The organism is Peribacillus sp. P4_D6 (genome assembly GCF_056401795.1).
The window spans coordinates 1-7,805 of the sequence record NZ_JBFUIQ010000155.1 but is presented as its reverse complement, the minus strand read 5'-3'; the positions used below and the strand labels follow the sequence as shown (position 1 = coordinate 7,805).

General features: G+C 40.1%; 7 protein-coding genes. 2 read left to right on the top strand and 5 right to left on the bottom strand.

All coding sequences use genetic code 11. The annotated features are described in order from the left end of the window. On the bottom strand, nucleotides 1–1,418 hold a 1,418-nt coding region (locus AC1DVB_RS23795; RefSeq protein WP_477591250.1), incomplete at its 3' end, for an alkaline phosphatase D family protein. Nucleotides 1,419–1,957: 539 nt separating this feature from the next. Between AC1DVB_RS23795 and AC1DVB_RS23790 the strand changes: the two genes are divergently transcribed. Continuing rightward, nucleotides 1,958–2,125, top strand: a complete 168-nt coding sequence (locus tag AC1DVB_RS23790) for an aspartyl-phosphate phosphatase Spo0E family protein (protein WP_082352106.1) — start codon at nucleotides 1,958–1,960, stop codon at nucleotides 2,123–2,125. Nucleotides 2,126–2,330: 205 nt separating this feature from the next. Here AC1DVB_RS23790 and AC1DVB_RS23785 read toward each other — a convergent pair whose 3' ends face one another. The 3 genes from AC1DVB_RS23785 to AC1DVB_RS23775 all read right to left on the bottom strand — a co-directional run bounded on the left by AC1DVB_RS23785 (nucleotide 2,331) and on the right by AC1DVB_RS23775 (nucleotide 6,500). Next, nucleotides 2,331–3,326, bottom strand: coding sequence for a 2-hydroxyacid dehydrogenase (locus AC1DVB_RS23785; RefSeq protein ID WP_477591248.1), 996 nt, complete (start codon nucleotides 3,324–3,326; stop codon nucleotides 2,331–2,333). Between the two features lie 21 nt (nucleotides 3,327–3,347). Continuing rightward, nucleotides 3,348–4,646, bottom strand: coding sequence for an MFS transporter (locus AC1DVB_RS23780; RefSeq protein WP_095679598.1), 1,299 nt, complete (start codon nucleotides 4,644–4,646; stop codon nucleotides 3,348–3,350). A 933-nt stretch (nucleotides 4,647–5,579) separates the two neighbouring features. Then, entirely contained in the window at nucleotides 5,580–6,500 is a 921-nt protein-coding gene (locus AC1DVB_RS23775; RefSeq protein ID WP_057276006.1) for a patatin-like phospholipase family protein, read from the bottom strand. Between the two features lie 248 nt (nucleotides 6,501–6,748). Here AC1DVB_RS23775 and AC1DVB_RS23770 point away from each other — a divergent pair, with 248 nt between their 5' ends. Beyond that, the gene (locus AC1DVB_RS23770) at nucleotides 6,749–7,252 is read left to right on the top strand and encodes a DinB family protein (protein WP_106028216.1); all 504 of its coding nucleotides are present in this window, start codon (nucleotides 6,749–6,751) and stop codon (nucleotides 7,250–7,252) included. 171 nt (nucleotides 7,253–7,423) lie between these two features. On the opposite strand, the gene AC1DVB_RS23765 is transcribed toward AC1DVB_RS23770, so the two are convergent. Beyond that, a partial coding sequence (locus tag AC1DVB_RS23765; protein ID WP_477591245.1) for an HAD-IC family P-type ATPase occupies nucleotides 7,424–7,805 on the bottom strand: 382 nt, incomplete at its 5' end.

The following is a 7,805-nucleotide window of genomic DNA, read 5'->3' as shown; positions in this document are numbered from 1 at the left end:
CGCTTATCCGCACCATTTCCGCCAGATGTGATCGAAGTGCCGACAAACTCCACTCCGAAAATCTTTGAATTTGGATCATCGAAATCCTCCTTTAAATTGGCGGCCCAGCTTGCATGTACATCACCGGTCAACACGACCAGATTTTCCAGGTTGTTGCTTTTGATTACATCAATTAAGCGATCGCGTGCAGCCGGGTAGCCATCCCAGGAATCCATGCTGAATTTTGGGGCGGTTGGTGTTCCATAATTCCGTTGTGCAAAGAAAATCTGCTGAGGCAGAACATTCCACTTCGTTTTTGATTTTGATAGATTGTCAGTTAGCCACTGTTCCTGCTCTGGACCTAGTAATGTCCGTTTCGGATCAAGTGACTCAGGCGTTTGCGGTGAACTTCCATCACCGTTTGCCTGATCATCCCGGTATTGACGTGAATCCAATACAAAGAAAGAGGCCAGGTCGCCATATGTGAAATTTCGGTATAACCTCATATCCGCTCCCTTAGGCAAAGATGATTTGCGAAGGGGCATATGCTCATAGTAAGCCTGATAAGCGGCGGCCCTTCTCTTGATGAAAGCTTCTACCGATTGTCCTTTTTCCGGGATGACATTTGCATAATTGTTTTCAACTTCATGATCATCCCAAGTCACGACCCATGGGAAAGCTGCGTGTGCCGCTTTTAAATGGGTATCAGAGCGATATTGTGCGTATCTATTCCGATAATCTTCAAGTGTAATGATCTCTGGTCCACTATGTACACGGACATTACCTGTAGAAGAAACATATTCATTTGGTCCATATTCATATATATAATCGCCAAGGTGGAAGACAATATCCAGATCTTCCTTTGCCAAATGTTTATAGGCCGTATAATAACCATGCTCAAATTGCTGGCATGAAACAAACGCGAATGACAAGCTCGAAACACTTGAACCTATTGGCGGAAGTGTTTTCGTTTTCCCAGTCTGACTTACTTCCCCGCCGCTTTTAAAACGGTAAAAATAGACTTTATCAGATTTTAACCCGCTTACTTCCACATGTACGGAGTGGCCAAGTTCCGGCCTGGCTATTTCCTTGCCTTGCTGGACAATCTTTCTGAAATTCTCATCCTTTGCCACTTCCCATTTAACCGAAATGGCTTCTTTTGGCATTCCTCCTCCATTCAACGGATCCGATGCCAACCTTGTCCATAAAACGACACTGTCCGAGAGCGGATCTCCTGAAGCTACACCGAGAGTAAATGGATAATCACTGAATTTCGGGGCAGCATTCACTTCAATCCCGCCCATTGATTGGGCAAGAGCAAGACCTAATGAAAGTCCGGCAAGCTTACTCGCTCCCTGGATAAAATTTCGGCGGTCCATATTCTTACCTAATTCGCTCCAATTCTTAATTAAATCATCCATTGCTCTTTCATTATTCATTGATCTTTCCCTCCTATTATTTGAATCTGGTTCAAGTATAGAAGGCCATTTTTAAAGGTGTATGAAGATGTGTAAATCAATAAATCAATAAATTAGGAATTTTTAGGCAGGTCTTATGGTACCCATTGAATACAAAAAGAGTTTGGATTCACTTATGCATTTACATAGCCCTACAAACTTTTACATATAACGACAGTCTTTCAGCCTAGTTCTCTTAACGAATCATTTATTTAATCGTTACAAATAACTTCCATGGGCTATTTTTACAATAAACCTTTAAAACTATAAAAGCCTAAAGAAGCCAGCGAAATAATGGAATAAAAAAAAGATCACCATCACTTGGTTGGATACCAAAGTAAGGAAACCTTGATTCAAAGGAAGGTATAGAAATCATCATGGTTTTCTGAAATCGGACATTAATGCTTCAGCAATAATTTTATAAGTGAATACTCACTTTTGGTTTAAAAACATCCTAATTTATGTAATAATAGTTTCATAACAAAAAAAAGAAAGCACTTGAGGATTCTGCATTGGAGAGTATGGAAGCATTATTTGAAAAAATTGAGATATTGAGGAAAGAACTTATAACCACCGGATTGATTTATGGATTTACTGCCCCAAAAACATTACATAAAAGCCAGGAACTAGATGAACTGTTGAATTTACTTACAAATGAAAAAGAACCAAATGATTTAGAATATGTCTAAAAACAGGTATGAACCAATACTTCATGGTTCTCTTACTTCTTATATTTTTCTTGGACTCGTGGTCTAATTTTTATGTAATATCCGCTAAATCATTAGAGTAATTGTTAACATCATCACTCTTCCTAATTAAAAAGCATCCAAAATGAATGGATGCCTTTTTTATCAAAGATTCTTTTAAATGGGTCAACCTAATATTACCGCTGTGTTAATGATTCATTTTTAGTGACTGAAATCCTTTCAATTCAGGGACAACATTGCTTATCTCCCTTCTTGTAACAACAGCAACGAGGTTCTTCGCCGCAAGCATGGCCATATCAAATCGTGTTTGATGAGTAGCTGAACCTATATGGGGCAGGGTTACCACGTTAGGCATGGCTAAAAGCGGATTGTCATGCGAAATGGGTTCCTTTTCAAATACATCCAAACCGGCTGCAAGAATTTCCTTATTTCGCAGTGCTTCTATGAGGGCCTTTTCGTCCACCGTCTGACCCCGGGATGTATTGATAAAGATCGCTGATTTTTTCATCAGTGCGAGCTGCTCCCGTCCCATAAGGTGCCTCGTCTCCGGAGTATAAGGGACCATTAATAGAACGAAATCTGATTCCCGTAAAAGGTGATCTAAAGAAGAATAGGTTGTACTGAGCGTTTCCTCCACTTCGGATTTCCTTCGCCGATTATGATACAAAACTTCCATGTTAAAACCGAATTTGGCTCGTCTTGCAATAGATTCCCCAATCCTCCCCATACCGATGATGCCCAATGTTTTTCCATGAACATCAACGCCAAAGAGGGGTTCATCGCTTTTATTTCCCCACTTGCCATCCTTTACAAGCTTGTCCATTTCCGGAATACGACGGGCTGCTGAGAGCATTAAGGCTAAAGCTAAATCAGCCACGGTTTCATCGAGAACACCAGGTGTATTTGTACCGATTATGCTTCTCTTTTTCATTGCCTCCAGATCAAAGTTGTTGTAGCCTACCGAGATATTGCTGACAGCCTTTAGACGTGGTGCATGGTCCAGAAATTCATCATCTATTTTTTCTCCTGTGATGAGCAGTCCCTCCGCATCAGAAATTTGCTTTAACAGTTGGCTTCTGGTAATGGGTTCATGGCCGTTCCATTTTTCATACTGGCAATACTTCGAAATAAATGCCTCTACCTCGGCCGGTACTGGTCTTGCTATATACACTTTTGGCTTCAATTTATTTCCTCCTCGATAATACTATTCTTGAATAGGATGTTTTACAATAAACCAATAGCAGATTGCTGCGCATCCGGCGATTAAACCGCCAGATATAAAGGCGAGAGAGTAAGAACCAGTTGTATCCACTATCATGCCTGCCACAACAGGGGAAAAGGCACCACCAAAATAACCACCAAAATTCTGAATTGCTCCTACGGAAGCAACCATAGAAGGAGGAGCAATGTCGCCGGCGAGTGCCCATGCGCTGCCTGTAATGGCAGAAATAAAACAAAGAGCAAGGGTCAGTAAAAGTAAGGTAATAGCGAGCCCTTTAACAAGTGGAACTGCACACACAACAATAGCGGCCAAGATGGCACATATACTAATTAAGGCACGCTTTGCTTTAATAGGTGTAGTAATTCCCTTGTCGACCAATTTTTTAGTAAGATATCCTCCGAAAATATTGCCAAAGATTCCGCCAAGCCAAGGAATACCAGCATATATACCCATTTCTTTAAGTGAGACATGATGGACATCAAACAAATAAAGGGGAAGGAATACAAGGAAAATATTCCAGATCCAGATGGTACAGAAGAAGCCTAGAATCATCCCCCATACGCTTCGATATTTAAATAACGAACCCCATTTTATTTTTGATGATTGAATGCCTTGCTCCACTCCACCACCTTCCGACTTAATGTATTCAAATTCCTCCTTGGAAAGTTTTTGGCTTTTTTCAGGATTTTTATAAAAAATAACAAAACCGATCGCGAAAATGATGCCGATTACACCCGTAATATAAAACAACGCTCTCCACCCAAAAGTCACCATAATGAAAACGAGAAGTGGCGGTGCAATGGCAGGTCCCCATTTGGAAGAAGAATCCCAAATTCCAGTTGCCAGGCCGCGTTCCTTTTTTGGGAACCAATACGATGTAATCTTAGCCATTGTAGGAAAACACGGTGCTTCACCCACTCCAAGTAAAATCCTTGCAGCAATAAATGAACCCATTTTATGAACGGCTCCCGTTAAAATGGTCGCACCACTCCACCAAATAAGCGCGATTGTATACACCTTTTTGGTCCCGAACCGATCGATCAGCCAGCCTGAAGGAAGCTGCATTAATGCATAACTCCAAGAAAAAAAGGTTCCCAATAACCCGATTTCGGTCACGCTTAGCCCGAGTTCCTTCATCATTTCGGGAGCTGCAATGGAGAGATTGGCACGATCTAGATAGTTGATTATTCCCCCAATCAATAACCAGATGACGACTGTCCAGCGAAATTTCCGGCCAAAATTTAATGGCTTTTCTTGCTTTGTTTCCATTCTTGCTTCCATACCTTATCCCCCCTTGTTATATAAAACGCCTAAATTGGCAGCGCTTCCAAAATAAGAAAAAGCCCAGTTCACTCTTGGAGAATATGTATATACAAGGAGGCTTTTGTTTTATAATATAAAACTGAGTTTTGGTTTTCTAATAAAAAAAATAAAAAGATAATTCCTATTATTCTGTAAAGTATCGTATTATGAGGATGTGTGAATGTCAATCTTTATTCGTAATTTCAGGATTATATTCCTAGTAAACGTTATATGCCAATGTAGAAAATTGATAGACGTTTTTTTAAGTAGTAAAATCTTAACAGGCTTTATCCCACAATCCATTTCATTTCCATCTCTAGCTTTGCTGCCGGGATGGCTGAGAGCCCATTCTATCTCTCAAAAATCTCGGGCAACGTTAAACGACGGTTAAGCTTTTATTATTTTTCTATAAGAAAAGCAAGCGTTCCTGATACATGTGGGCCGACCATAGACGTACCTGTTAAGGCAGCTGAAGTCTACTAGATAAGTGGGATATTAATTGTTCGCTTGGCGCAACTGTATCCACTTTTCTATTGGACTTACTAAACCTTAATGAAAGCCGGGATGGTTAACGAAGATCCCATCCTTTCTCACTACATCTATATTTTTTGTCTCATTCTCCGCTCCTCACAGTGCATTGAGACACGCCATCTACTTCTCCTTGAGAATCTTTTCATTGAATTTCATAAACTTTATTCCAACTTTGTTTTCTTCTTTTATTCTTTGTTTTCCGTTTATTCATTTAGATAATTATAAAATAATATATTATATTAATTTTTTATGATTGTAATTCCACTTATTGCTTTTGAATTAAACGATTGATTCATTCATTCAATAAGAAAAAGAGCCGTTGTAGCAGCTCCTTGTCCCCTCTTTCCCCCTTTTGGACCGAATGATAGAGGATTGTTTCTCCTACTCTTTTTTGACTCTTTGCAAGCGTTTGGCCTTATATTGTTCAAAATCCCAATTCGACAAAAATTCTTTTGCAGAAGTATAGCCTGATTTATAGAGAAAGTTGATTTCTTCCTCATTCAGTTCAAAATCCGTTGCATTGATGCCGCCTATAGGAATTTGAATCGTGCGTTCAATCGTTTCTTCGTTCATATGTCGTAAATCATGGGCTTGGAGCATCGTTTTAAATATATTTTTGAAAAGGTGGATGGGCGTTGGGATAACCCCGCCTATGTTAACTTCATCTTTCACAAAATGGAATCCGAAAGTTGGAAAACGAGGATTGTCGGTATCAAATATCCATATCGGGAAGTTACTAAGTAAACCACCATCTAAAATGTAGGATTTTTTCCGGTCTTTTGATTTCCAAATAACCGGACGGAAGAAAAATGGTAAGGAGGCACTCATCATAACAGCAGTTGAAACTTTTAAATCAGCTGGAGACATACCATAGCGGTCCAAATCATCTGGCAAAATAAGCATCGTTCCATTCGAAACATCAGAAGCAATGATCTTCAACTTTCCATCTGGAAGATCCGCGAATGTCTTTATCCCTTTTTCCGAAAGAAGTGAATCCACCCATGTCTCCAAATAATCGTTTTTGTAAATCCCAAGATGAACCATGAGTTCCAAAAAGAAGCCCAAAATGGGAATTCGATTCAGAATTGTCCTGCCTCGAATCTTTGAGTAATTGATTTCACTAAACTGTTTTCTAATTTCATGGCTTTTATAGCCACTAGCCAAAAGAGCAGCTATTATTGCTCCTGCTGATGTCCCAGCAAGTCTTTCCCATTCGACATTTTCCTCTTCCATTGCTTGAATTGCCCCAATAAAAGCAATTCCCCTGACCCCCCCACCTTCAAATACAGCATCTGCTCTCATTTTTTTCCACCTCTCGATAAGAGTTACTATCATATTAACAACATTTGAAAATAAAGTGAATTTTCACACTCCTGGACTCTTTGATGGCAATCAAACGTAATAACAATAGTAGGATAGCATCTATTATCATGGTATGTAGAAAACGAAGCATTTGCATRGACAAATTATCAGATTAGGAAGCAGCCTTTGATAAAGGAATTCTTTAAATGATGTCGAAAAGGATATGTAACAATTGAAGGAGTGAAAAAATGGAAAATAACCGTGCCAAGAAAATGTATGATTACCATGTTTGGGCTAATCAGCAAGTGTTCCAAAAACTAAAACAATTACCGGAAGGAGTCTATGGAGACACGATAAAAAGTGTCTTTCCATCAGTCAAGGAAGTCCTTGTTCACCTTTACGCAACAGATATTACCTGGTTGGAGATAATGAAAGGAAGCACAGTTCAAGAAACTTTTAAGAAAGTTGAACAGCGGCGGAAAGAAGTGGAAGGAATCACATTAAATGAACTGGAATCCTCATATGATGAACTTGCAAAGGATTACGACAATTTCCTTACTTCGCAGCCTGATCTTGAACGGACCATTGTAACCGAACATCCGAAAATGGGGGCTTGTGAGTTTGTACTTGCCGATCTCATCCATCATGTAGTGAATCATGGGACCTATCATCGCGGTAATGTATCAGCGATGCTCCATCAACAAGGCGAAAATGGCACACCTACAGATTATGTTTTTTACTGTTTAAAATAAGCGGTTTGACAATCTATAAGAGTTGCAGTAACATTGCCGCTCATTCCAGATGAAAGCCGATGGTCCTCTTGCAAAGGAATCATCGGCTTTATTAGGATGATTAAAATTCATACGCCCGTAGAATGGTATATTCAGTAAATACAACTGCCTTCTATATATGCTACATGACCTTTAAAGTTTTATCCGTTGAAGGCGAAGTGCATTCAATACGACTGACACTGAACTGAAGGCCATGGCAGCACCCGCTAACCACGGGGCAAGAAGTCCGATGGCCGCAATTGGTATTCCGATTACATTATAGGCAAAAGCCCAGAATAGGTTTTGTTTGATGTTTTTCATCGTCTTCCTGCTCATGCGGATGGCATCTGCAATACTGTTCAAATCACCCCGGATCAAAGTGATATCGGCAGCTTCCATGGCTATGTCCGTCCCGGTTCCTATCGCCATTCCTATATCGGCTAGTGCCAGCGCGGGCGCATCATTTATCCCATCGCCGACCATTGCCACTGTTTTACCGGCGGCCTGCAGTTTTTTCACTTCTTCCGCTTTCCCT